The sequence below is a fragment of the Desulfocurvus sp. DL1XJH-121 genome, from assembly GCF_054819825.1.
The window spans coordinates 1-23,027 of record NZ_JBTVWW010000015.1 but is presented as its reverse complement, the minus strand read 5'-3'; the positions used below and the strand labels follow the sequence as shown (position 1 = coordinate 23,027).

The following is a 23,027-nucleotide window of genomic DNA, read 5'->3' as shown; positions in this document are numbered from 1 at the left end:
TTTCCCCCCTTCCCCCCGGACCCCCCATCCCCTCTTTCCCCAAAAACCGTTCTATGGGGGTGGTGTCTGCGTCCGTGTCTTCGGAATCCTACCCCCCCAATATAGGGATTCTCAGCCTCCAGCCCTTGGGTGGTGTGGCACGAAGTGACACAGCACCTTAGGGATGGGGACAGCACCGCTAGGGGGTTACCCCCTTGAGCGGGGGCGCGGGAGCAGCGCCCCCGCATCTTCTTCTATTGCTCCACGTCCAGGTCGCGGCCAAGGTAGGCGCGTTGGACGTCGCGGTTTTCCAGCAGTTCGTCGCTGGGGCCCTGGAGGATGATGCGGCCGTTTTCCAGCACATAGCCCCGGTCGGCGATGCGCAGGGCCATGCGCGCGTTCTGTTCCACCACCAATACGGTGAGCCCCAGGGAGTCGCGCAGCTCGCGGATATGGCGGAAGATTTCGCGCGTGACCTGCGGGGCTAGGCCCATGCTCGGCTCGTCCAGGAGCAGGGCGCGCGGCCGGGCCATGAGGGCGCGGCCGATGGCCAGCATCTGCTGCTCGCCGCCGGACAGGGTGCCCGCGGCCTGGTTGCGGCGTTCGCCGAGCACCGGGAACATCTCGTAGACGCGCTCCACGTCGCGGCCCACCTGGGCCCGCGTGCGCAGGGAAAAGCGGTTGAAGGCCCCGAGCAGCAGGTTGTCGGCCACGCGCATGGGTTTGAACACCAGCCTGCCCTCGGGCACGTGGGACAGGCCCAGGCGCACGATGGCGTCGGCGCGTGTGCGCCCCAGGTCGCGGCCGTCGAACTCCACGCTGCCGCGCGTGGGGCGCAGCAAGCCGGAGATGGTGGTCAAGAGCGTGGTCTTGCCCGCGCCGTTGCCGCCGATGAGCGCCACGATCTCGCCCTGGTCCACGTGCAGGGACGCCCTGCGCAGGGCGTGGATCTTGCCGTAGTGCACGTCGAGGTTGCGGACTTCAAGCATTCAAGGGCCTCATCCTTGGGTTGTTGAAAAAAATCATTCTACGCAGACCGTTCAAAAATAGTGAGATGCAAGGCGCAAGGAAAATTCAAGACCGAAGCGTACTCCCCGCGCTTGCGCTACGTGAGGTTTTGAATTTTTCGCAGCAACGCCGCAGAGCGCTGTTTTTCAACGGTCTGCTATATGTCGTCGTCCTCGCCGAGGTAGGCGCGGATGACTTCGGGATTTTTCTGGATGTCCAGGGGCGTACCCGTGGCCAGGGGCTGGCCCTGGTTGAGGACCATGACCTCGTCGGATACGCCCATGACCAGGTCCATGTCGTGCTCCACCAGCACCACGGCCACGCCCAGCTCGTCGCGGATGCGCGCGATGAGGCTGCCCAGGGCCTTGGTCTCCTTCATGTTCAGCCCGGCGGCGGGCTCGTCCATGAGCAGCAGCACCGGGTCGGCGGCCAGGGCGCGCGCCAGCTCCATGGCCCGCTGCTGGCCGAAGGCCAGGTCCCCGGCGGGCGCCTGGGCCAGGTGGGCCAGATCCACGAATTCCAGGCGGCGTAGCGCCTCGTCGCGGCAGCGGCGCTCCTCGCGGCGAAAGCGCGGGGTGCGCAGGAGCGCTTGCAGCGCGTTGTAGCCCACGTGGCGGTGGCAGCCGGTCATGACGTTTTCCAGGACGTTCATGTTGGAGAACACTTCCAGGTTCTGGAAGGTGCGCACCACGCCCTCGGCCCCGCGCTTGTGGGTGGGCAGGGCGGTGATGTCTTGGCCCGCCAGGGCGATGGCGCCCGCGCAGATGTCCACCATGCCCGTGATGGCCGAGAGCAGGGTGGTCTTGCCCGCGCCGTTGGGGCCGATGATGCTGGTGACGCGCCCTTCGCGGGCCGTGAAATCCACGCCGTCCAAGGCCCGGACCCCGCCGAAGCGCACGCCCACACCGGTGCAGGAGAGCAGCGCGTCAGTCATGGCTGGGCCTTCGGCGCGGGACGAGGGCGCGGGCCGTCCAGGCTACGGCCCCGGCGATGCCCCCGGGCAGATACATCATGCCCAGGACCAGGATGCCGCCGTAGAGCAGAGTCTCGATGTCCTCGAAGGCGCGCAGGAATTCCGGGAGGACGGTCAGAAACGCCGCCCCGGCCACCGCGCCCCAGACGTTGGCCATGCCGCCCAGGACCACCATGACGATGAGGGTAACGGAAAAATGGAAGCCGAAGGACGAGGGCGCGACGAAGCTGAGGTAGTGGGCGTAGAGGGTCCCGGCCAGGCCCGCGAACACCGCCGAGAGCACGAACACGAAGCGCTTGTAGGCCGTGATGTCCACGCCCACGGTCTGGGCCGCGCGCTCGCTGGTGTGGATGGCCCTGAGCGCCCGGCCCACGCGCGAGTCGATGAGGTTCAGGGACACCAGCAGCACCAGCACCAGCGCCCCGGCCGTGAGGTAGTAGTAGGAGAGGTCCGTCTCGAAGCAGTAGCCCAGGATCTCCAGCCTGGGCACGCCCACGAACCCGCTGGGCCCGCCCGTGATCTCCACGGCCTGGTTGAAGACGATGTACACGATGAGCCCGAAGCCCAGGGTGGCCATGGCCAGGTAGTTGCCCGCCAGGCGCAGGGTGGGGATGGCCAGCAAATACGCGGCGGCGGCGGTGAGGGCCACGGCCGCGGGCACCGAGGCCTCCATGGGCCAGCCGTAGGTGGTGGAGAGGATGGCCGTGGCGTAGGCGGCCAGTCCGTAGAAGGCCCCGTGGCCCAGGGATATCTGGCCCGCGTAGCCCAGGAGCAGGTTCAGGCCCACCACCACGATGGCGTTGAGCAGGGCCAGGATCAGGGTGCTTACGTAGTAGTCGTTGGTCAGCATGAAGGGCAGGGCCCCGGCCAGGGCCGCGAAGGCCGCCAGGCCCAGGGTGTTCTTGCGCGCGGCGTTCATGATCTAGACCCTGTCCGCGCCCGCCTGCCCGAACAGGCCCTGGGGCCGCACGAAGAGCAGGAGCAGGAGAATCAGGAAGGTGAAGGCGTCCTTGTAGGCCGAGGACACGTAGCCCGCGCCCAGGGACTCCAGGACCCCGAGGATCAGCCCCCCGGCGGCCGCGCCGAAGGGGTTGCCCATGCCGCCGGTGATGCAGGCGGCGAAGCCCTTCAAGCTGAGCATCACGCCCACGTCGTAGCTGGTCAGCGTCAGCGGCGCGAGGATGGCCCCGCCCACCGCGCCCACGAAGGCCGAGATCATGAACGAGACCAGGACCATGCGGCGCACGTCGATGCCCACCAGATAGGCGGCGCGCACGTCGTGGGAGCAGGCCAGCATGCCCTTGCCCCAGATGGTGGCCGAGAAGAAGAACTTCAGCGCCGCCAACAGCGCCAGGGTGATGGCCAGGACCCAGAGGGTCTGGGGCATCATGGCCGCGCCCGCCACGCGGATGGGGGCCATGCCCGAGAAGTGCGGCAGGGCGAAGGTGTCCTTGCCCCAGGCCAGCATGGCCAGGCCGCGCAGGAGGATGGACACGCCGATGGTGATGATGATCAGCTGGATCACGCCCGCGTTCTTCACCGGGCGGATGGTGAAGCGCTCCACCAGGCCCCCGGCCACCGTGGCCGCGACCACGGCCAGGAGCACGGCCAGGGGCAGGGGCAGGCCCAGCGCCTTCAGGAAATAGACGCTGAGCATGCCCCCGAGCATGACGAACTCGCCCTGGGCGAAGTTGATAACGCCCGTGGTGTTGAAGATGATGGTGAAACCCAGCGCGGTCAGGCCGTAGGTGCTGCCCACGGTCAGGCCCGAGACCAGGTATTGCAGAAGGCTGGCCCAGTCCATGCGCTACTCCAGGACCTTCCAGTCCTGGTTCTCGATGCGCACCATGACGAAGGCGCTCTCGTCCACGCCGTTGTGGTCCGTGGGCGAGAAGGAATACACGGCCGTGGCGCCCACGTAGCCGGTGGTCGCCTCCAGGCTGTCGCGGATGGCCTGGGGCTCGGCGGACCCGGCGGCCTTCATGGCCCCCACCAGGAGCATCAGCCCGTCGTAGGCGTAGCCGCCGAAGGTGGACAGGGGCTTGCCGCAGGCGGCCTTGTAGTCCTTCTCATACTCGGCGAGCACGGGCTTCTGGGGATGGCCGTCGGGGATCTGGGCCACGTCGATCATGCGCCCGGCGGGCAGGAGCAGGCCCTCGCAGGCCTCGCCCGCCAGCTCGATGAACTTGCGCGAGGCCACGCCGTGGCTCATGTACAGGGGCGTGTCCATGCCCAGCTGCACGCGGTTCATGGCCACCACGGCCGGGCCGGGGTTGGTGCCCCAGCAGACGATGGCGTCGGGGCCCAGGCCCTTGATCTTGGTCAGCTGCGCGGTCATGTCCGTGTCCTTGGGCCCGTAGACCTCGTCGGCCACCAGCTCCATGCCCGCGGCGGGCACCAGCTCCCCCAGCACGGCGCGGCCGGACTGGCCGTAGCCGTTGGACACGGTGAGCGCCGCGATCTTGGAGTACCCGGCGGCCTTGGCGTGCTTGAGGATGGCGGCCACGGCCTGGCGGTCGGACTGCGGGGTCTTGAAGACCCAGGGGTTCACGGGCTTGATGATCTTTTCCGAGGCCGAGCAGGACACCAGGGGAATGTGCGCCCTGGGGAACTTGTTCATGATGGCCAGGGTGTTGCCCGAGACCGAGGGGCCCACCACCGCCGCCACGCGGTCCTTCTTGATGAGCTTGTCCGCGGCGAGCACGCATTTGTTCACGTCGGTCTCGTCGTCGTAGACGATCACCTCGATCTGCTTGCCCAGCACGCCGCCGGCGGCGTTGATCTTGTCCTGCAGCATGAGCAGGGTTTCTTTTTCGGGTTCTCCCAGGAACGAGGCCGGGCCGGTCACGGACAGCACCGCGCCGATCTTGATGGTTTCAGCCAGGGCCGGGGCCGCCGCGAGCAGGCACACGGCCAGCAGGGCGAGCACGCTCATGCGTTTCATGATGGTCCCTCCAGGGGAAGATAAATGAAAAACGGGAAGGACGGGCGAAGGGCCGCGCCGTCCGCGCCTTGAGCCGGTGGTGGTCAGCGGCTAAAGCGAAAGATGCCGCCCGTGCCCGCAAGGCCCCGGGCCGGTCGGCCGGGCAGCCCACGGACGGGGGCGGACGGAAGGTCCTTGGCGCGCGGTTCGCGCTGGCTGGGGTGGGCGGCGGCGAAGCCCATGGCGCATCCCGTGCGGGGAGCGCGCAGGGGGGCGGATGCCTGGCAGTTCGTGTCGAACATCTGTCCCTCGAGGGGGTCGGCGCCGGGCGCCGGTACGCTGGTTGCTGGGGCCCGGCCCGCTGGCCGGGGATCGTCCCACTATGAACGCCTATCGGGGATTGGAGTCAAGCATATGGGCTTGATATGTCATCCCGGACCGACAACGGCCGGACAGGCGTCCGTGGTAAGCCTTAATGATAGATTATCGTTCGAAAGTCAAGGAGCCGGGGCCTTGCGCCGCGCCGGGCCCTGGCGCATGGTGGAATTCGAGGAGGGACCATGAGCGGATGGAGCATCAGGCCCTATGCGGCCGAGGACAGGGAGGGGGTGCTGGCCCTGTGGGAGGCCTGCGGGCTGACCAGGCCCTGGAACGACCCCGGCCGGGACATCGGGCGCAAGGTCGCGGACTCGCCCGGGCTGTTCCTGGTGGCCCTGGACGGGGGCCGGGTGGCGGGCACGTGCATGGCCGGCTACGACGGGCACCGGGGCTGGATCTACTATCTGGGGGTGCTCCCGGACCTGCGGGGCCGGGGCCTGGGCCGGGCCCTGGTGCGCCAGGCCGAGGAGGAGCTTCTGGCCCAGGGCTGCCCCAAGGTGGAGCTCATGGTGCGCGACTCCAACCACCAGGCCGCCGGTTTCTACCTCGGCCTGGGCTACGCGGACGAGCCCGTGCGCGTGCTGTCTAAACGGCTCGTCAGCGACGAAAATTGTCGCGGCGACGAGTAGCCGTCGCGGCGAGGCTAGCCCTCGCGCATGGCCTTGTAGGCGTTGATCAGCCCGTTGGTGGAGCTGTCGTGGCCCGCGGCCTGGGCATCGCCCGCGAGTTCCGGCCGGATGGCCTTGGCCAGCTGCTTGCCCAGCTCCACGCCCCACTGGTCGAAGGAGTTCACGTTCCAGACCGTGCCCTGGACGAGGATCTTGTGCTCGTACAGGGCTATGAGCATGCCCAGGGCGTGCGGGGTCAGCCGCTTGTAGAGGATGGAGTTGGAGGGCCGGTTGCCCATGAAGGAGCGGTGGGCCAACAGCCGCTGCACGTCCTCGTCGGGCAGCCCGGCGGCCCGCATCTCGGCCTCGGCCTCCTCCGGGGTCTTGCCGCGCATCAGCGCCTCGGTCTGGGCCAGGAAGTTGGATACGAGGACCTCGTGGTGCTCCCCCAGGGGGCTGAGCGCCTGGGCCGGGGCCAGGAAGTCGCAGGGCACGAGCTTGGTGCCCTGGTGCAGGAGCTGGAAAAAGGCGTGCTGGCCGTTGGTGCCGGGCTCGCCCCAGATCACCGGCCCGGTGCCGTAGTCCACCATCTGCCCGTCCAGGGTGGCGGACTTGCCGTTGGACTCCATGTCCCCCTGCTGCAGATAGGCCGGGAAGCGCGCCAGGTACTGGTCGTAGGGCAGCACCGCGTGGGTGCCGCAGGAGAAGAAGTTGTTGTACCAGACCCCGAGCATGGCCAGGATCACGGGCATGTTCCGCTCCAGGGGCGCGCTGCGGAAATGCTCGTCCATGACCTGGCCCCCGGCCAGGAGCTCCTCGAAGCGGTCCATGCCCACTGCCAGGGCGATGGACAAGCCGATGGCCGACCACAGGGAGTAGCGGCCGCCCACCCAGTCCCAGAATTCGAACATGTTCTCGGGGTCGATGCCGAATTCGGCCACGGCCGGGCCGTTGGTGGACAGGGCCGCGAAATGCGCGGCCACGCGGGCCTCGTCCTTGGCGGCGGCCAGGAACCAGGCCTTGGCGCTGGCCGCGTTCATCATGGTTTCCTGGGTGGTGAAGGACTTGGAGGCCACGATGAACAGGGTGGTCTCGGGGGCCAGGCGGCGCAGGGTCTCGGTCATGTGCGCGCCGTCCACGTTGGACACGAAGTGCGCACGCGGGCCGTCCGCGTAGTGGGCCAGCGCCGCGCAGACCATCTGCGGCCCCAGGTCCGAGCCGCCGATGCCGATGTTGACCACGTCGGTCACGGCCCTGCCCGTGTAGCCCTTCCAGGCCCCCGAGCGCACGGCCTCGGAAAAGGCCCGCATCTTCGCCAACACGGCGCGCACCCCGGGCATCACGTCCCGGCCGTCCATCAAAACGGGCCGGTCCGTGCGGTTCCTGAGGGCCGTGTGCAGCGCGGCGCGGCCCTCGGTGGCGTTGATCCGCTCCCCCGCGAACATGGCGTCCCTGCGTTCGGGCACCCGGCAGAACCGGGCCAGGTCCATGAGCAGCTCCATGGTCCGGCGGGTGACGCGGTTCTTGGAATAGTCCAGGAGCAGGTCGCCCAGGCGCAGGGAAAAGTCCTCGAACCGCCCGGGGTCCTCGTCGAACAGCTCGCGCATGTGCAGGCCCTGGACCTGCAGGTAATGGTCGGCGAGGGCCTTCCACTGGGCGCTGGCGGTGCGTTCGGACATGGTCTCTCCTCCTGGTCGCGAAAAAATGGACCTTAGTACAGGAGGATAGGATGGACGAATCACCACCCGCTGTCAACGCGGCGCGCCCGGCAAGCGCCGGGCCAGCCCGGGGTCAGTACATCAGCCCGGGCAGGCAAAGCACGATCTGCGGGAACAGGAACAGCAGGGCGATGCCCGCCACGATGGCCGCCATGAAGGGCATCACGCCCTTGAAGATGGACTCCAGGGTCACGCCCGGGGCGTAGTTCTGGGCCGCGCCGTAGACCACGTAGACGTTGATGCCCACGGGCGGGGTGATGACGCCCATCTGCGTGACCAGCACGATGATGACCCCGAACCAGATGGGGTCGTAGCCCAGGTTCGTGACCACGGGATAGAACACCGGGATGGTCAGCATGATCAGCGCCAGGGCGTCCATGAAGCAGCCGCCCAGGAAGTAGATGAGCACGATGACGGACATCACCGCGAAGGACGGCAGGTCCAGGGAAGCCACCCAGGCGGCCACGTTGAAGGGGATGCGCGTCACGGCCAGGAACTTGCCGAAGACCACGGCCCCGGCCACCAGGAAGAGCACCATGGCCGAGGTGCGCAGGGTCTCGTACAGGGAGTTCTTCAGCGCCGCCCAGCTCAGGCTGCCCTTGACCAGGCCCAGGGCCATGATGCCCAGGACGCCGATGGACGCCGCCTCCGTGGGCGTGAACAGGCCGCAGAACATGCCCCCGATGACCAGCACGAACACGAACAGCGTGTCCAGGAGCCCCAGGAGGGACTTGAGCCGGGCGGCGGCACAGAAGCGCTCGCCCGCGGGGCCCAGGCCCGGGGTGCGGGCGCACTGGATGGCGATGGCCGCGATGAACAGCACCGTGAGCAGGATGGCGGGCAGGATGCCGGCCACGAACAGCGCGCCGATGGACTGCTCCGTGAGCACGCCGTAGACGATGAGCACCACGCTGGGGGGCATGATCATGCCCATGCTGCCGCCCGAGGCCACGCTGCCCGTGGCCAGGGAGTCCGCGTAGCCGTAGCGCTTCATCTCCGGGATGCCCACGGTGGCCATGGTGGCGGCCGTGGCCGGGGAGGAGCCGCACACCGCGCCGAAGGCCGTGCACGCGCTCACCGTGGCCATGGCCAGGCCGCCCTGCACGTGGCCCAGGAAATGGTAGGCCGTGCGGTACAGCCTGCGGCTGATGCCCGTGTTGAAGGCCAGCTGGCCCATGAGGATGAACAGCGGGATGGTGGACAGGCTGTAGGAGGAGAACGCGTCGTAGATGTTGCGCGACAGGAGGTTCATGCCGCCCTTCATGGACGTGAGCAGGGAGAACCCCGCGAAGCCCACCAGGATCATCACGTGGGCCACGGGCATGCGCGTCATGAACAGGAGGATCATCAACGCGGTGCCGAGAAGGCCGATGAACGTCGGGTCCATGGATCAGATTCCGTCCTTGGAGAAGAGGGTCAGCACGTCGCGGAGGATGCGCACGGAGAACACGGCGAAGCCGAAGGCCAGGGCGTAGACCACGAAGTATTCGGGCAGCTCCAGGTTCATGGACACCTCGCCCGAGCGCTTGAGGGTGCCCGCGTAGAGGGTCATGCGCCAGGTCACCAGGCAGAACAAGGCGCAGGCCGCTAGGTCCGTGCCCAGGGCCAGGCGGTTGCGCACGCGCCGCGACAGGCGGCGGGTGACGATCTCCACGCCGATGTGCACGCGCTGGACGTGGGCGTAGGGCAGGGACAGGCCCAGCGCCAGGGTGGCCAGGATGGTCACGATCTCCTCGGAGCCGAACAGCGGCGTGTTCCAGGCCGCGCGGCCCAGCACGTCGCAGCCCGTGACCAGGGCCATGCCCAGCAGGCAGGCCGCGGCCAGGGCGGTCATGAGTTTTTCCAGTCTGTCGAGCATGCGCATGGGTGGTGGCCGTCTTTGTGTGCGGGGGGCCGGCGCGGCCCCCCGCCTGTGGGTTCTGTTCGGGTTATTCGGCCTTCATGGCCTGGTGCATGAAGTCCAGCACGGCCTGTCCGTCCAGATCCTTGGCCTTCACGTCGGCGGCGTACTGGTCCATGAGGGGGGCGGCCGCGGCCTGCCAGCGGGCCTGCTCGGCCTCGGACAGGGGGATGACCTCGCCGCCCTTGGACTTGAAGAATTCCATGCCCACCCCGTCGCTCTCGTCCCAGGCCCGGGCGTGCTTGTCCGCCCATTCGGCGCTCATGGCCGTGATGGCGGCCTGGGCGTCGGGGGGGATCTCGGCCCAGCGGTCCTTGTTCATGACCACGAAGAAGGTGGTGGTGTAGCCCACGCACTGGGTCTGGGTCATGTAGTCCACGACCTCGCCCATCTTCCAGCCCTTGTTGGTCTCGATGGGGTACATGCCGCCGTCCACCACGCCCTTCTGGATGGCCTGGTAGGAGTCGGGCATGGACATGGCCACGGGCGTGCCGCCCAGGATCTTGACCAGGGCCGCGGAGTTGCCCGTGGCGCGGAACTTCATGCCCCGCATGTCCTCCAGCTTGCGCACGGCCTTGCCCGCGGAGTGCAGGACCCCGGGGCCGTGGGCGTGGAAGTAGAGCACGTGGACGTCGTCCAGTTCCTTGGGCTTGAACGTGGCGTAGACCGCGTTGGCCACGTGGGTGGCCTGGACGCCGCTCTTGTAGCCCATGGGCAGGTCCACGGCGGCCATGAGCGGGAAGCGGCCCCGGGAATAGGCCAGGGCCGAGAGGCCGATGTCCGAGAGGCCCTCCACCACGCCGTCGTAGCACTGGGGCGCCTTGGTCAGGGTGTTGCCCGGGAAGTAGTCGACCTTGACCGCGCCGTGGGTGCGCTTTTCCACCTCCGCGCACCAGGCCTCGGCCAGCTTGGACTGCACGTGGGTGGGCGGGAAGAAGTTGGAGTAGGTCAGGGTCACGTCCGCCGCGGGCGAAGCCGCGGGCAGGGCGGCCAGCAGGGCGCAGGCGGCCAGCAGGGAGCACAGGGCCTTTTTCATGAAATGTTCCTCCGTTTGCGGCGTATGGCCTATCGGCCGGTTTTCGCGAGCCCGCGTTCCAGGGCCAGGGTCAGGGCCGCCCGGCGCACGTCGGCGGTGTCCAGCGTGGCGGTGGCCAGGGCGCGGTGGATGAGAAAGCCCTCGAACAGGGCCGTGTTCAGGGCCCCAATCTTGGCCGGGGAAAAATCCGTGTCCACGTGCTTCTCCACCAGGCCGGCGAAAATCTCGTTGGACAGCCGGTACACGCCCTGGTTCAGGCGCTGCCTGATTTCCGGGTCGCGTGCCGCGTGCACCGTGAATTCCAGGAACACGATGGACCAGTCGAGGTCGTCCAGGATCGTCTCCAGGAAGTCCCAGATCACGTTCATGGCCTGTTCCAGGTTCTCGGCCTCTCGGATGCGGCGGTCCCGCACCTCGCGGTAGGCCGCGAACTTGCGCTCCAGGATCTTCAGGAACAGGTCGTCCTTGCTGGTCCAGTGGCGGTAGAAGCTGCCCTTGGCGTAGCCAGCGTCGCGGGTGATGTCCGTGATGGACGTCTGGACGTAGCCCCGCTCCCCGAACAGGCGCACGGCCGAGGCCATGATCTCTTCCATGGTCTGCCGGGATTTTTCCTGTTGTCTCGTGCTCATGCGCCGTCTCCGCCGGGGTGAATGACCGCTGGTCAAAAAATGACCGGCGGTCACAGAGAGATGATCGATTATCCGGAAATGGTGCGGGTGTCAAGGCGCGGAGAGGCGGGCCGTGAAGAAAGTCGCCGGGCTAGGCCTGGGCCCCGGGGAAGACCCCGCAGGGGCGGCCGGAATGTTCGATGGGCAAGAGGATGGTGAAAGTCGCGCCCTGGCCGGGCTTGGAATGGACCAGGATGCTGCCGCCGTGGTGCACGGTGATGATGAAATAGGCGCTGGACAGCCCCAGCCCGGTGCCTTTGCCGGGCTCCCGGGTGGTGAAGAAGGGCTCGAAGACCTGGCGGCCGGTTTCCTCGTCCATGCCCGGGCCGTTGTCCTCGATGACCAGCACGGCGTAGTCGTCCTCCCTGCGCGTGCGCAAGGTGATGCGCGGGTGCTCGGTCCCGGCCTGGGTCATGGCCTGGGCCGCGTTGGTCACGATGTTCAGGACCACCTGCTGGATCTCGGTTTCCGTGCACGAGATTTCGGGCAGGGTGAGGTCGAAGTCGCGCACGATGTCGACGTCCCTGAATCCGTAGAGCTTCTTCAGGTCGTAGTCGGAATAGGCCAGGTCCAGGGCCGCGTTGACCAGATCGTCCAAGCGGTGCCAGGCGATCCTGGATTCGCTCTTGCGCGTGAAGTTCAGCATCCGGGAGACGATCTCGGCCGCGCGCGCCCCCATCTCGCGGATGCCGTCCATGGTGTCGCGGATGCGCCGCTTGTGCAGGTAGCGGTTCATGGCCTCCAGGTCGCAGCCCACTTCCATGGCGGCCTTCTGGTTGGCCGGGAAGTTCGGGTCCAGGCGGCGCTCCATGTTCTGCACGCCCTGCAGGATGCCGCCCAGGGGGTTGTTGATCTCGTGGGCCATGCCGGCGGCCAGCCCGCCCACGGACTGCATCTTCTCGGACTGCACCAGGATCTCCTGGGTCTGGATGCGCTGGGTCACGTCCCTGAACAGGCCCTCCACGCCCGAGGGCTGTCCGGTCTTTTCGTCCAGGATCAGGCGGGAGTTGACTTCCAGGTCCACGGGCGTGCCGTCCCTGCGGACCATGGTGCAGTGGTAGCCCTCGTAGCTGCCGTTCTTGATGATGCTGTTCAGGAATTCGTTGCGTTCGTCGGGGTGCTGGTAGAGGTCGGCCACGTTCAGGCGGGCGATGTCCTCGTCCGGGGCGATCTGCAGGATGCGCCGGGCCGAGGGGCTGAGGAGCAGGAGTCTGCCCTGTATGTCCGCCCGGTAGTAGCCGTCGGTGATGTTCTCGAAGATGCTGCGGTAGCGCGATTCGCTGTTCCTCAGGGCGTCCAGGGCCTTAATGCGCTCCTCGGTCATGCGGTTGGCGGCCTGGGCCAGGTGTTCGAATTCCTCGAAGATCAGCTTGTCCGTGTCGATGGGCGCGGCCTCCTCGGCGGCCCGGGAGAAGAATTCGCCGAAGATGCGGAAATCGCGCTTCACCCCCGCCGTGGCCAGGCGCAGGCCCATGTAGGTGGCGGCGATGAAGCAGAGCAGCGCGGCGCAGACGGTCAGGATGATGTTCCGGGTGCGCCTTTTGAAATCCTTTTCCACCTGGGCCAGGATGTCCTGGATCTCCGATGTCTCGAATCCGCAACCAACGAACCAGTTCCAGCCTTCTATGCCCTTGACGAAGCTGATTTTTTCCTGCGGGTGCGACCCGTGCACCGCAGGCCTGTCGTAGGTCACGAAGCCGCCTCCGGCGCGGGCGACGTCCAGGGCCTTCATGAAGGAGGCGCGCCGTAGCGGGGCGCTGGACTGCAGGAGGTTCTCGCCCATGAACGGGCCCACCAGGGCCGTGCCGTCGTAGCGGTAGGCGAAGAGGTAGCCCGCGTCGGTGTAGTCCCTGGAGTTCAGCCAGCGCAGGATCTTGTTCTGGATCATGGTGGTGACGTCTTCCAGGTACAGGCCCGCGCCGATGGTCCAGCCCAGGGAGGGGAAGCGTTCGATGTAGGCGAGCTTTTCGTGATCCTCTCCCGGCGCGTCGGGCTTGACCCATTTGTAGCGGATGAAGCCCTCGCCCTTGCCCCGGGCTACCTCGCTGAATCTCCGGAATACGGGGCGATTTTTGTAGCCGTGGTCGGAGGTGATCTTGTCCACGTACGGGTGCAGTATCGGGTTGCCCTGCAAGTCGTTGATGAAGAAGTAGCCGTTTCCGTTGGCGAAGCGCACGGCGGCGAGGGCGGTTTTGAGGCGGCTCGCGGCCTCGTCCCTGCTGAGGCCCTGGGCGAGATGGGCCTGGGCGATGTCCCTGGCCTTGGAGACTTCTTCGCGCAGGATGTGCCGGGCCTCGGTCATGTCCCGGGTCTGTTCGAACTGGATGTAGTCGGCGATTTCCGTGCCCCGGGTCTGCAGCATCTGCTTCTTTTCGTTCAGCAACCTGGCGCGCAGGGCCTTGCTGTGTTCCAGGAAATGGAAATAGTCGAAATGCAGCCAGGTCGCCCCGAGTAGGATCAGGAAGCAGACCGCCACTACGGAGGAGCGGGTGAGGTAGGTCTTGGAGATGCTGATTTTGCTCATGCTCGTTCTGCCCGGAAAACGGAACTAGTGAGGGGGCTTCCTTCCCAGAATCACTTTACCCCGCTGCCGAGAGGAAACGCAAGCGCGGATTGTCTTCTTCCGCGGAACGTGTACACGGCAACGATCTGTGCTACAAGAGGACAGCACGACAAAGGAGAGTCCCATGCACATGCGCACCAAGATCATCGCCACCCTGGGCCCGGCCTCCATGGACAAGGCCGTGATGGGGGACATGGTGGACCGCGGGGTCCGCATCTTCCGCCTGAATTTTTCCCATGCCGACGCGGCCTATTTCAAACCCGTGGTGGCCGCCATCCGCGAGCTGGAGGTGGAGAAGGGCATGCCGCTCACGGTCATGGCCGACCTCTGCGGCCCCAAGACCCGCATCGGCGAGGTGCGGGATTCGCCCCTGCAGCTGGAAAAGGGCGCCAGGGCCGTTCTCGGCCCGCCCGCGGCCCGGGGCCAGGCCCCGGCCGACGCGGTGTTCGTGGAGCTGGACGTGCCGGAGCTCCTGGACGGCCTGGCCGTGGGCGACCCGGTGTACCTGTCCGACGGAATGCTCCATTTCACCATCACCCGCGTGGTGGAGCCCGACAGGGTCTATGAGATGCAGGCCCAGAACGGCGGCATCCTGACCTCGCACAAGGGCATCGCCTTTCCGGAAAAGATCCATCCCATGCCCGCGCTCACGGAAAAGGACCGCAAGGACCTAGTGGAGGCCCTGGCCATCGGCGTGGACGCCGTGGCCCTGTCCTTCGTGCAGACCCGCGAGGACATCGACGAGGCCAAGGAGCTCATCCGCCAGGCCGGGCATTGGGTGCCCGTGGTGGCCAAGCTGGAGCGCAAGCGGGCCCTGGACAACATCGAGTCCATCGTGGCCGCGTCCGACGCGGTGATGGTGGCCCGGGGCGACCTGGGCGTGGAATGCTCGCTCATGACCCTGCCCGTGATTCAGAAGCGCATCATCCGCGCCTGCCGCCACCAGCAGAAAGCCGTCATCGTGGCCACGCAGATGATGCTCTCCATGGTCAAGAACCCCGTGCCCACGCGCGCCGAGGCCACGGACGTGGCCAACGCCGTGCTGGACGGGGCCGACTGCGTGATGCTCTCCGAGGAGACGGCCATCGGCAGCTATCCCGTGGAGACCTGCGGGTTCATCCAGGGCATCGCGTCCAACGCGGAGCAGTACTATCTGGAGCGCATGGACGGCCCCTTCCGCCCGAGCAAAGAACGCAACATCGTCAAGTACATGGCCTATTCCGCCTGCCTCATCGCCGAGCACGGCCAGTGCCGGGCCTTGGTCAGCCATTCCACCAGCGGGGCCACGGCCAGGCTCCTGTCCAGCCGCCGTCCGTCCCAGGACATCTACGCCCTGACCCCGGATGAGCGCGTGATCCGCTGGCTGAATTTCTTCTGGGGCGTCATGCCCCGGACTGTGGATGCTCAGGTGGAGAGCCACACCAAGCGGGCCCTGGACTTCGTGCGCGCCTGCGACGATTTCAAGTCCGGGGACAGCGTGGTGGTCACCTCGGGCCGCCCCCTGCCTCCCGGGCAGCCCGTCACGAAGACGAATACCATTCGTCTGTTCTACAAATAAATGTCCTGGTTTCCTGGGCGCTGACGCGTCAGTACCCAGGAAACCAGGGTAATTCCTCTGCGTCCGGCTGGCGCCACTCCCTGTTTTCGCTTTGGCAGTTTCCTCCTGGCTCCCGGTGCGGGTCGTGTTTGTGCGGCGCATGGGCCGTCTTGGGACTAGCCAACGGCATTTTTTTTGGCTATGTCCCAACAAGTTTTGTGAAGATTCCTTTCCGGAATCTTTCTTTTTGCGGGGAAAGTTGCGGGTGCAACTAAGTTGCATGCCACAACGATTGTTATATCAATTAATTTGCAGGAAAGGGGTGAGTGTATGAGAGGGGCGCTACGGTTTGTCTGTGTGCTGGCTTTGGCCGTGGTGGTGCTGGAGGGCGTCGCCCAGGGAGCCGGGTTCGGCATCTATGAATGGGGCGGCCGGGGCAACGCCATGGGCGGGGCCGTGGTGGCCAGCCCCAAGGACGCGTCAACCGCGGCGTTCAACCCCGCCGCGGCCACGGACCTGGAAGGTGTGCATCTGTATGGCGGCCTGAGCGCCATCAATCCCAAGGCCATCCTGGACATGGAGGGCTACAACGACGCCAACGGCAAATCCAATGTCTGGCTGATCCCCCACGCCTACGCCACGGCGCAGATCAACGACCGCTTGTGGCTCACGGGCGCGGTGTTTTCGCGCTACGGCCTGGGCACCGAGTTCGACGAGGAATGGGCGGGGCGCTACAACTGCACCGAGGCCACCATCGAGTCCGTGTCCTTCAGCCCCAACCTGGTCTACAAGATCAATGACCAATGGTCCGTGGCGGCTGGCCCGGAATTTATGTATTTCAAGTTCCTGCAGCGCAAGACTGTGGACGGGAACTTCGTCACCCGCAACGATCCCAGCACCTACAACTACGACATCGACGCCAAGCTCGAGGGCGACAGCATGGGCACGGGCCTGAACCTGTCCGTGTACTACAAGCCCCGGGACTGGCTCACCGCCGGCGTGGTCTACCGCAGCCAGATTAAGCAGCACATCAAGGGCAATGTCTGGTTCCGCAGGCAGGGCACCTTGGCCCCCATGATCGCGGGCGCCTATTCCAAGGACCAGGAGGCCAAGGGCGTGATCATCCTGCCCGACAACGTGACCGTTGGACTGGCCGTGAAGCCCCTGGACAAGCTGACCGTGGAAGGCGACGTGGTCTGGACGCGCTGGAGCACCTACCAGGAACTGCGCATCGACTACGAAGAGCGGCTGGTGCCGGGCGTCGCGGGTTCCGACCATTCCACCACGGTGAAGAACTGGAAGGACACCTTCCGCTATCAGCTGGGCGCGGAATACGAGCTGCTGGACTGGATGGACGTGCGCGTGTCCTACATCTACGACCAGTCCCCCATCCGCGACGACCACGACGACTACATGATCCCCGCCGCGGACAGGCAGCTGTACTCCGTGGGCCTGGGCTTCCATTGGGATAGCTACGTGATCGACCTGGGATACACCTATCTGCAGTCCGAGTCCCGCGACTACAAGGCGGGAGACGCCACCGGCCTGGTCACGGGCAAGGCCCACGACCTGGAGACCCACATCGTGGGCCTCAGCCTGGGCTACAGCTTCTAGCCCGGCGTGAAAGAGCGATACAAAAGGGGCCGCGGCGCATGCCGCGGCCCCTTTTCGTGTTCCGGGTGGGGAGTCAGCTCAAGGCGACGCTTCGTATGGCCCCGGTCAGGTCCGTGACCTTGAAGGGCTTGTGCAGCACCGTGACCCGCCCCCGGGACAGATCGGGCTCCTGGTCCGGCGCGAGGCGATAGCCCCTGAGCACCAGCACGGGCGTGTCCCCGCAGCGCTCCACCAGATGCTCCAGCTCGCGCGCCGGGGCGTCCCAGCAGATGAGCCCCAGGCTGTAGTCCTGGAAGTCGGGTTCACGGGGCGAACGCGGGTGCGCGGGCACGGTCTCCAGGCCGGTGGAGGCCAGGACCTCGGTGAGCACGTCGCGCATGGGCGAGGGCGGGCAGACCAGCAGCGCCTTGCCGTTGCCGGCGCGCCGGGGCGCGGCCAGGGGAGGCGCAGGGGGTTGCGGCCGGGCCTGCGCCGCCTGCGGCTGCGGGTCCAGGTCGGAACGCATGCGCCGCAGGAGGTCCCGCATGGCCTGGACTAGGCGCGAGTGTTGTTCCTGGGAGACGGGCTTGGCCAAGCGATCCAGGCAGCGCGAAAGATGATCCAGCCCGGCCGAGAGCCCGGGCGTGGCTTGGCGCTCCTTGAAGCGGCGCACCGTGGCCTCCACGGACGACGCCTGTTGGCCCGCCTGCTTGAGGCGCATGATGGAGCTGTCCAGGAAGTGCACCGGCGGCACGTCGGGCCTGCGCGGGGTCGCCGCCTGTTCCAGGGCCACGGCGGCCTCGGTCATATCCTGGGCCGCGCGCGTGCGCGGGAAGAGCTCAGCCAGGGGCCGCCGCTGGATGGCGGCCTGGGACATGGCCCTGTCCTCGTGCACGCAGCCCAGGTAGCGGCAGTTGACCTTCAGGTGCCTCCCGGCGGTGGAGCGGATCTTCTCGAAGATCAGCCTAGCCTGGCGTGGGTTGGACGCCCGGTTGACCAGGATGAAGGGGTTCCACCACAGCCCGCTCTGCACCAGAACCTTCAGGAGGGCGTAGGCGTCGGTGATGGACGTGGCGTCGGGCGTGACCACCAGCAGGATGTCGCGCGACGACAGGCAGATGGACGTGACCTGGCTGGTGATGCCCGGCGAGTTGTCCACCAGCAGGTAGTCGTAGGCGTTCAGGGCCTGGAACTGGTCCACAAGCAGGCGCCTGCTCTCGCGGGACAGCTCCGCCAGCCTGGGCACGCCGGAGGCCCCGGACACGAGGTCCACCCCCGGCCCCACGTTCACCAGCGCCTCACCAAGGGGCGTGCCGTTGAAGAGCACGTCCTCCAGGGTCTTGCCAGGCTCCACGCCCAGCAGGATGTCCACGTTGGACAGGCCGAGGTCCGCGTCCAGGATGCAGACCTTGTTGCCCGCCCGGGCCAGGGCGAAGGCCAGGTTCACGGTGACGCTGGTCTTGCCCACGCCGCCCTTGCCGCTGGCCACGGAGACAACGCGGGTGGGGGGCGCTTCGGGGCTCAGGGGCACGATCTTCATGCGCCGTCCTCCTTCTCCAGGAGGGCCAGGGCGATGTCCTCCATGAGCGCGTCCAGGGAAAAGGGCTTGCGAACGCATTTGAACGCACCGAGCTTGAAGGCCTGCTCCACCTCCTGGGGCCCGGCCATGCCCGTGAGCACGATGACGGGCATGTCGGGCGCGTGCTTCCTGGCCTCGGCCAGCAGGGACAGCCCGCTGCGCAGGGGCATGCGGATGTCCAGGAGCAGCAGGCGGTAGGCCCCGGCCTTCAGGCGCTTGAGGCCTTGTTCCCCGTCGGCGGCGGTTTCCACGCGGTAGCCCCGGGTCTCCAGGGATTCGCGCAGGATTTCGCGGATGGGCTTCTCGTCGTCCACCACCAGGATGGTGTCGCGCGCGCGGCGCTTCTTCGCCTCGGCGGAGCGCGCCGGAGCCGTCGGGGGCGTGAAGGGCAGCACCACGCTCACGTCCGTGCCCTCGCCCACGCGGGAGCGGAAGCGGATGTCCCCGCCGTGGTTCTGCACGATGCCGTAGGACGTGGACAGGCCCAGGCCCGTGCCCTTGCCCTCCTCCTTGGTGGTGAAGAAGGGGTCGAAGATTTTGTTCAGGTTCTCGGCCTCGATGCCCACGCCGTTGTCCGAGACCGTGAGCACCGCGTTCCCGCCCTGGGCCTCGGTGCGCAGGGTGACGCGTCCGCCCCCCTCGGGATGGGCCTCGTCCACGGCGTGCTCCGCGTTGATGAGCAGGTTCAGGACCACCTGCTCCAGCTGGTTGCCGTCGCCCAGGACCTCGGGCAGGTCCGGGGCCAGGTCGATCTTGACCTCCACGTTCCTGCGCCGGAGTTCCCCGCGGATCAGCTCCAGGGCCCTGCGGCCCACGTCGGACAGGGAGATGCCCGCCATGCTGGGCGGGGCCGGGCGCGCGAAGTCCATGAGGTTGGTCAGGATGGAGGTGATGCGTTCGATCTGGCTCATCATCTGGCCGAAGGACTTCTTCTTGCCCGGGTCGTTTTCCTGCTGCTCCAGAAGTTGGGTGCGGGCGTAGATGATGGCCAGCGGGTTGTTGATCTCGTGGGCCGCACCGGCTGCCAGCTGGCCCACGGCGGCCAGGCGCTCGGTCTGCAAAAGCTTGTGGTTCATGCGCCGGATCTTGCGCAGGGCCTCTGCCAGGCGGTCGGCGCGCTCCTCCAGCCGGTCGTGCAGTTCCAGGCGGTGGATGGAGGCGGCGGTGAGCCCGGCCAGCTGGGACAGAGCGAGCTCGGCTTCGGCCTCCAGGGGCCTTACGGGGACCACGGCCAGCTCGCCCATGAATCCGTCCTCGGCCATCAGCGGCAGGGTCAGCCAGGGCGGGGCGGGCACAGGCCGGATCCCGTCCCGGTCCAGGGGCGCGTCCGCAGGGATGCGCGTCAGATAGTGGGCCAAGAGCCCGTAGAGCCCCTCGGGCAGGTCCCGGGCCTCGGATTCGGGCACGGGCTGCAGATCCTTGTCCAGGGCCAGGATCACGGAGCGCGGCACCCCGGCCTCGGAATACAGGCCCGTCAGGGAGCTGGCCGCCGTGTCCACGCGCCAGCACACGGCCCGCGCCGGGGCCAGGCCGGACTCCACGGCGCGCAGGGCGGCGGTCAGGGCCTGGTCCGCGTCCTCGGCCAGAGTCAGGCCCGGGCCCGCCTCGGCGATGGCCGCCAGCAGCCTGTTGCCCTTGGCCAGCCGGTCCTCGCGCCGGGCCAGGGCCCCGTTGATGTCCGAAAGCTTGGTGTTGGCCCGTTGCAGGGCCTGGAAATAGAATAGGGCCGCGTCCTGGTCGTCCAGGTTGAAGACCTCGGCGCGGCGGGCGAAGCCCTCGCCCAGGCGCGTGGCCACGTCGTCCATCTGGTCCTGGCCGAGGCCCAGGAATTCGATCAGGTCCTGGCGGTTTTCCGGGCTGGATGGCGCGGAATCAAGCATCACGTCATGGGCCAGGATGTCCGCCAGCCCCACCACGGCGGCGAGCCTGCCGTTGTCGCCCAGCCCGGCCAGGGCCTCCGCCGGGTGGTGGTGCAGCCAGGCCGCGTCCGTGAGCTGGTCGGGCATGCCCCACGAGCCCAGCAGCCATTTGCCCACCTGGGTGTGCTCCACGCCCACGGCCCCGGGTTCGGCGGCCAGCAGCGCCGGGCCGTTGTCCGCCGCGGCGCGCACCAGGGGCTCGTAGCCTTCGGGCAGGGCCGAGAGCAGCACCAGCTGCCCGCAGTCGTGGATCATGCCCGCAGCGAAGGCCATGGGCCCCCTGCCGGGCAGCACATGGTCGGCCAGAAGCCCTGCGGCCACGGCGCAGGCCAGGGTGTGTTTCCAGACGTGGGTCAGCAGCGGGTCCCCGCCCAGGGGGGCGCGGTACAGGCTCTCGCGGACAATCACGGAAAGGATGGAGGCGCGTAGGGTGTCGAAGCCCAGGGTGGCGATGGCCTGTTCCACGGAGACCACCTTGCCCCTGTGGCCGTAGGCTGCGGTGTTGGCCATGCGCAGGACCTTGAGGGTCAGGGCCTGGTCCGATTCCACGAACTGTGAGAGGGAGGAAAAGTCCGGGCTGTCTTCCAGGACGCTGTTGAGGATCTTGGCCGCCACCGAGGGGGGAGCGGGAAGCTCCTTGATGCGCCTGGCGATGGCCCTGATATGGGGGGCGTCCGAGGAGAGGGCTTCGCTGTGCATGGCGCCTTCCTTTGCGTCTGCGGTCGGCCCCGGCGGACCTCGCGGGGCATTCCGGATGGAATATGAGATTTCATGGCAAAAGGCAAAGGCGCTGGTTCGTAAATCTTCTTGATATTTTCTAGAGAATTGGGAAGGAATTGTGGAGCGTCCGGGTCCGGATTCTGGACATGCCCGGTCTAGTAGGCTAGTTTTTCCCCCGTTTGGCGGCGTTTGGATACGGAAACCGCTGGAATTCCCATCGACTGAAGGATGCGTACAGAGGCATGGTCGAGCGCACCGTCCTGCTCGTGGACGACGAGCCCGAACTGTTGGAAGTCAACCGTGAGACCCTCGAGAGCTGCGGCCACCGCGTGCTCACGGCGGGCAACGGCCTGGACGCCCTGGAAGTTCTTTCGAGCCACCCCGTGGATCTGGTGGTCACGGACCTGCGCATGCCCAGGCTGGACGGGCGGCAGCTCCTGGCCAGGATGCGCGAGCGCGGCCAGGATGCCGACGTGATCTTCCTCACGGGCTACGGCACGGTGGAAAGCGCCGTGGAGTGCATCCGCCTGGGCGCCGCCGACTATCTGCTCAAGCCCTTCGACATCCGAGAATTCTTGACCAAGGTGGACAAGGTCCTGGAGGAGCGCGGCCTGCGTCAGCGGGACAAGAAGCATTCCGAGTCCGACGGCGTCGGCGAGCTGGACCGGCTGCTGAATCTCGGCACGGCCCTGCGCGAACAGCGCGACGTCAAATCCCTGGTCAAGGAATTCCTGCTTCAGATCCGCGAAACCTTCGAGCCCGACGGCATGGCCCTGTTCCTCAAGGGGCGCCTGGGCCCGGACCTGGACCGCAACGTGGTCTGGGGCCCGCTCATGCGCCAGTGCCCGCGCGCGCTACGCTGGTTCGAGGCCGTATCCGGGCGGCTCATGGAGTCCGGTTCGCCCAGGCTGTTCGAGTCCCTGGCCGTGGACACGGGCGCGGGCAAGCAGGCCGTCTCGGCCATGGTCTGTCCGCTGTCCCAGGGCTCGGACCCCCTGGGCGCGGTGGTGGTGGCCCGCTCCAAAGCCCGGGCCTATTCCATGCCCAGCCTGCAGATGCTCTCGGTTTTCGCCGGGCAGGCGGCCACGGCCATGGAGAGCCTGTCCTTCCGCTGCCGCCTCAACGACATGAACCTGGAGGTCATCACCTCCCATGTCTGCTCGGTGGAGGCCAAGGATATCTACACCCGGGGGCACTCCGAGCGCGTGGGCGCGTTCTCCGCGCAGCTGGGCGAGGAAATGGGCCTGCCCAAGCGCGAGGTGGAGCTGTTGTCCTTCGCGGGCATCCTGCACGACGTGGGCAAGATCGGCATCCCCGACAGCATCCTCAACAAGCCCGACAGGCTCAGCGAGGGCGAGATGGCGGTCATGCGCCAGCACCCGGTCATGGGCCGCGACATCCTGTCCAGCGTGCACACCCTGAAGGACGTCCTGCCCATGGTCTACCACCACCACGAGCGCGTGGACGGCCGGGGCTATCCCGACGGCCTGGCCGGGGACTCCATCCCCTTTTTGGCGCGCATCGTGAGCGTGGCCGACGGGTACGAGGCCATGACGTCGGATCGCGCCTACCAGCAGGCGCGCTTTCCGGAGGAGGCCCTGCGTATCCTGTCCGCCGGCGCGGGCGGCCAGTGGGACGAGAACGTGGTCCGGGCCTGGTGCCGGTTGCATGAGCGGGGCAAGGTAGCGGTGTAGTTGGGGGATTTTTTTGGGAAGAGGCGGGCTGGAGAGGATCCGGGCCGCCTTTTTTGGTGCCGCTGACTCCCTTGTTTTTTGTCGTGGCGCAAAACCAATTGTGCCCTCCCTCCCGCCCACCGCGTTCCCTCGCGGGTAGGGCGTTGGTTTGTCAGGAATGAGGGAAGAGGTGACGCGGCCGCGCCCCGGGCGGGTACGGGGGGCTTCGCTTCGAGGGTTACCACCCAGGTC

Annotated in this window: 18 protein-coding genes; 4 read left to right on the top strand and 14 right to left on the bottom strand. The window is 67.2% G+C overall.

Features of this window, described 5'->3' with window-relative positions; genetic code table 11:
• Positions 1-233 precede the first annotated feature (233 nt).
• From ACYYG1_RS11375 to ACYYG1_RS11350, 6 genes are all read right to left on the bottom strand, one after another.
• Positions 234-968 (bottom strand): ABC transporter ATP-binding protein, encoded by a 735-nt coding sequence (locus ACYYG1_RS11375; protein WP_461210431.1) that lies wholly within the window; start codon positions 966-968, stop codon positions 234-236.
• 176 nt (positions 969-1,144) lie between these two features.
• Positions 1,145-1,921 (bottom strand): ABC transporter ATP-binding protein, encoded by a 777-nt coding sequence (locus tag ACYYG1_RS11370; RefSeq protein WP_461210430.1) that lies wholly within the window; start codon positions 1,919-1,921, stop codon positions 1,145-1,147.
• Positions 1,914-2,879, bottom strand: a complete 966-nt coding sequence (locus ACYYG1_RS11365; RefSeq protein WP_461210429.1) for a branched-chain amino acid ABC transporter permease — start codon at positions 2,877-2,879, stop codon at positions 1,914-1,916. Before ACYYG1_RS11365 ends, ACYYG1_RS11370 begins: the two co-directional genes overlap by 8 nt.
• A 3-nt stretch (positions 2,880-2,882) precedes the next feature.
• Complete coding sequence (locus ACYYG1_RS11360; protein WP_461210428.1) at positions 2,883-3,764, bottom strand: branched-chain amino acid ABC transporter permease; 882 nt, start codon at positions 3,762-3,764, stop codon at positions 2,883-2,885.
• Between the two features lie 3 nt (positions 3,765-3,767).
• A complete protein-coding gene (locus ACYYG1_RS11355; protein ID WP_461210427.1) occupies positions 3,768-4,904 on the bottom strand; it encodes an ABC transporter substrate-binding protein in 1,137 nt (378 codons plus the stop codon).
• Between the two features lie 83 nt (positions 4,905-4,987).
• Positions 4,988-5,185, bottom strand: coding sequence for a hypothetical protein (locus ACYYG1_RS11350; RefSeq protein WP_461210426.1), 198 nt, complete (start codon positions 5,183-5,185; stop codon positions 4,988-4,990).
• A 258-nt stretch (positions 5,186-5,443) separates the two neighbouring features.
• Here ACYYG1_RS11350 and ACYYG1_RS11345 point away from each other — a divergent pair, with 258 nt between their 5' ends.
• Positions 5,444-5,890 (top strand): GNAT family acetyltransferase, encoded by a 447-nt coding sequence (locus tag ACYYG1_RS11345; protein ID WP_461210425.1) that lies wholly within the window; start codon positions 5,444-5,446, stop codon positions 5,888-5,890.
• Between the two features lie 14 nt (positions 5,891-5,904).
• Here the strand turns inward: ACYYG1_RS11345 and pgi are convergent, their stop codons facing one another.
• The 6 genes from pgi to ACYYG1_RS11315 all read right to left on the bottom strand — a co-directional run bounded on the left by pgi (position 5,905) and on the right by ACYYG1_RS11315 (position 13,715).
• Complete coding sequence (pgi, locus tag ACYYG1_RS11340; RefSeq protein ID WP_461210424.1) at positions 5,905-7,548, bottom strand: glucose-6-phosphate isomerase; 1,644 nt, start codon at positions 7,546-7,548, stop codon at positions 5,905-5,907.
• 112 nt (positions 7,549-7,660) lie between these two features.
• Positions 7,661-8,974, bottom strand: a complete 1,314-nt coding sequence (locus ACYYG1_RS11335; protein WP_461210423.1) for a TRAP transporter large permease — start codon at positions 8,972-8,974, stop codon at positions 7,661-7,663.
• A 3-nt stretch (positions 8,975-8,977) separates the two neighbouring features.
• Complete coding sequence (locus ACYYG1_RS11330; protein WP_461210422.1) at positions 8,978-9,445, bottom strand: TRAP transporter small permease; 468 nt, start codon at positions 9,443-9,445, stop codon at positions 8,978-8,980.
• Positions 9,446-9,515: 70 nt separating this feature from the next.
• Positions 9,516-10,523, bottom strand: a complete 1,008-nt coding sequence (locus ACYYG1_RS11325; RefSeq protein ID WP_461210421.1) for a TRAP transporter substrate-binding protein — start codon at positions 10,521-10,523, stop codon at positions 9,516-9,518.
• 29 nt (positions 10,524-10,552) lie between these two features.
• Positions 10,553-11,152: a TetR/AcrR family transcriptional regulator gene (locus tag ACYYG1_RS11320; RefSeq protein ID WP_461210420.1), complete on the bottom strand. Its 600-nt coding sequence runs from the start codon at positions 11,150-11,152 to the stop codon at positions 10,553-10,555.
• Positions 11,153-11,282: 130 nt separating this feature from the next.
• Positions 11,283-13,715 carry a cache domain-containing protein gene (locus ACYYG1_RS11315; protein ID WP_461210419.1) on the bottom strand — a complete coding sequence of 811 codons (2,433 nt, stop codon included), beginning with the start codon at positions 13,713-13,715 and terminating at the stop codon, positions 11,283-11,285.
• Positions 13,716-13,884: 169 nt separating this feature from the next.
• On the opposite strand from ACYYG1_RS11315, the gene pyk reads away from it, so the two are divergent.
• Entirely contained in the window at positions 13,885-15,312 is a 1,428-nt protein-coding gene (pyk, locus tag ACYYG1_RS11310) for a pyruvate kinase (protein WP_461210481.1), read from the top strand.
• A gap of 336 nt (positions 15,313-15,648) precedes the next feature.
• Positions 15,649-16,905 carry an OmpP1/FadL family transporter gene (locus ACYYG1_RS11305; RefSeq protein ID WP_461210418.1) on the top strand — a complete coding sequence of 419 codons (1,257 nt, stop codon included), beginning with the start codon at positions 15,649-15,651 and terminating at the stop codon, positions 16,903-16,905.
• A gap of 73 nt (positions 16,906-16,978) precedes the next feature.
• Here ACYYG1_RS11305 and ACYYG1_RS11300 read toward each other — a convergent pair whose 3' ends face one another.
• Positions 16,979-18,424 (bottom strand): MinD/ParA family protein, encoded by a 1,446-nt coding sequence (locus tag ACYYG1_RS11300; protein ID WP_461210417.1) that lies wholly within the window; start codon positions 18,422-18,424, stop codon positions 16,979-16,981.
• Positions 18,421-21,081: an HDOD domain-containing protein gene (locus ACYYG1_RS11295; protein WP_461210416.1), complete on the bottom strand. Its 2,661-nt coding sequence runs from the start codon at positions 21,079-21,081 to the stop codon at positions 18,421-18,423. Before ACYYG1_RS11295 ends, ACYYG1_RS11300 begins: the two co-directional genes overlap by 4 nt.
• Positions 21,082-21,344: 263 nt before the next feature.
• Here ACYYG1_RS11295 and ACYYG1_RS11290 point away from each other — a divergent pair, with 263 nt between their 5' ends.
• Positions 21,345-22,796 carry an HD domain-containing phosphohydrolase gene (locus ACYYG1_RS11290; RefSeq protein WP_461210415.1) on the top strand — a complete coding sequence of 484 codons (1,452 nt, stop codon included), beginning with the start codon at positions 21,345-21,347 and terminating at the stop codon, positions 22,794-22,796.
• Positions 22,797-23,027: the final 231 nt, after the last annotated feature.

What these genes read in the sequence shown, in the direction of transcription:
- ACYYG1_RS11290 (WP_461210415.1), top strand. Translation starts at nt 21,345, where the DNA reads ATGGTCGAGCGCACCGTCCTGCTCGTGGACGACGAGCCCGAACTGTTG.
- ACYYG1_RS11370 (WP_461210430.1), bottom strand. Translation starts at nt 1,921, where the DNA reads ATGACTGACGCGCTGCTCTCCTGCACCGGTGTGGGCGTGCGCTTCGGC.
- ACYYG1_RS11320 (WP_461210420.1), bottom strand. Translation starts at nt 11,152, where the DNA reads ATGAGCACGAGACAACAGGAAAAATCCCGGCAGACCATGGAAGAGATC.
- ACYYG1_RS11325 (WP_461210421.1), bottom strand. Translation starts at nt 10,523, where the DNA reads ATGAAAAAGGCCCTGTGCTCCCTGCTGGCCGCCTGCGCCCTGCTGGCC.
- ACYYG1_RS11345 (WP_461210425.1), top strand. Translation starts at nt 5,444, where the DNA reads ATGAGCGGATGGAGCATCAGGCCCTATGCGGCCGAGGACAGGGAGGGG.
- ACYYG1_RS11375 (WP_461210431.1), bottom strand. Translation starts at nt 968, where the DNA reads ATGCTTGAAGTCCGCAACCTCGACGTGCACTACGGCAAGATCCACGCC.
- ACYYG1_RS11330 (WP_461210422.1), bottom strand. Translation starts at nt 9,445, where the DNA reads ATGCTCGACAGACTGGAAAAACTCATGACCGCCCTGGCCGCGGCCTGC.
- ACYYG1_RS11350 (WP_461210426.1), bottom strand. Translation starts at nt 5,185, where the DNA reads ATGTTCGACACGAACTGCCAGGCATCCGCCCCCCTGCGCGCTCCCCGC.
- ACYYG1_RS11365 (WP_461210429.1), bottom strand. Translation starts at nt 2,879, where the DNA reads ATGAACGCCGCGCGCAAGAACACCCTGGGCCTGGCGGCCTTCGCGGCC.
- pgi (WP_461210424.1), bottom strand. Translation starts at nt 7,548, where the DNA reads ATGTCCGAACGCACCGCCAGCGCCCAGTGGAAGGCCCTCGCCGACCAT.
- ACYYG1_RS11360 (WP_461210428.1), bottom strand. Translation starts at nt 3,764, where the DNA reads ATGGACTGGGCCAGCCTTCTGCAATACCTGGTCTCGGGCCTGACCGTG.
- ACYYG1_RS11355 (WP_461210427.1), bottom strand. Translation starts at nt 4,904, where the DNA reads ATGAAACGCATGAGCGTGCTCGCCCTGCTGGCCGTGTGCCTGCTCGCG.
- pyk (WP_461210481.1), top strand. Translation starts at nt 13,885, where the DNA reads ATGCGCACCAAGATCATCGCCACCCTGGGCCCGGCCTCCATGGACAAG.
- ACYYG1_RS11300 (WP_461210417.1), bottom strand. Translation starts at nt 18,424, where the DNA reads ATGAAGATCGTGCCCCTGAGCCCCGAAGCGCCCCCCACCCGCGTTGTC.
- ACYYG1_RS11335 (WP_461210423.1), bottom strand. Translation starts at nt 8,974, where the DNA reads ATGGACCCGACGTTCATCGGCCTTCTCGGCACCGCGTTGATGATCCTC.
- ACYYG1_RS11295 (WP_461210416.1), bottom strand. Translation starts at nt 21,081, where the DNA reads ATGCACAGCGAAGCCCTCTCCTCGGACGCCCCCCATATCAGGGCCATC.
- ACYYG1_RS11315 (WP_461210419.1), bottom strand. Translation starts at nt 13,715, where the DNA reads ATGAGCAAAATCAGCATCTCCAAGACCTACCTCACCCGCTCCTCCGTA.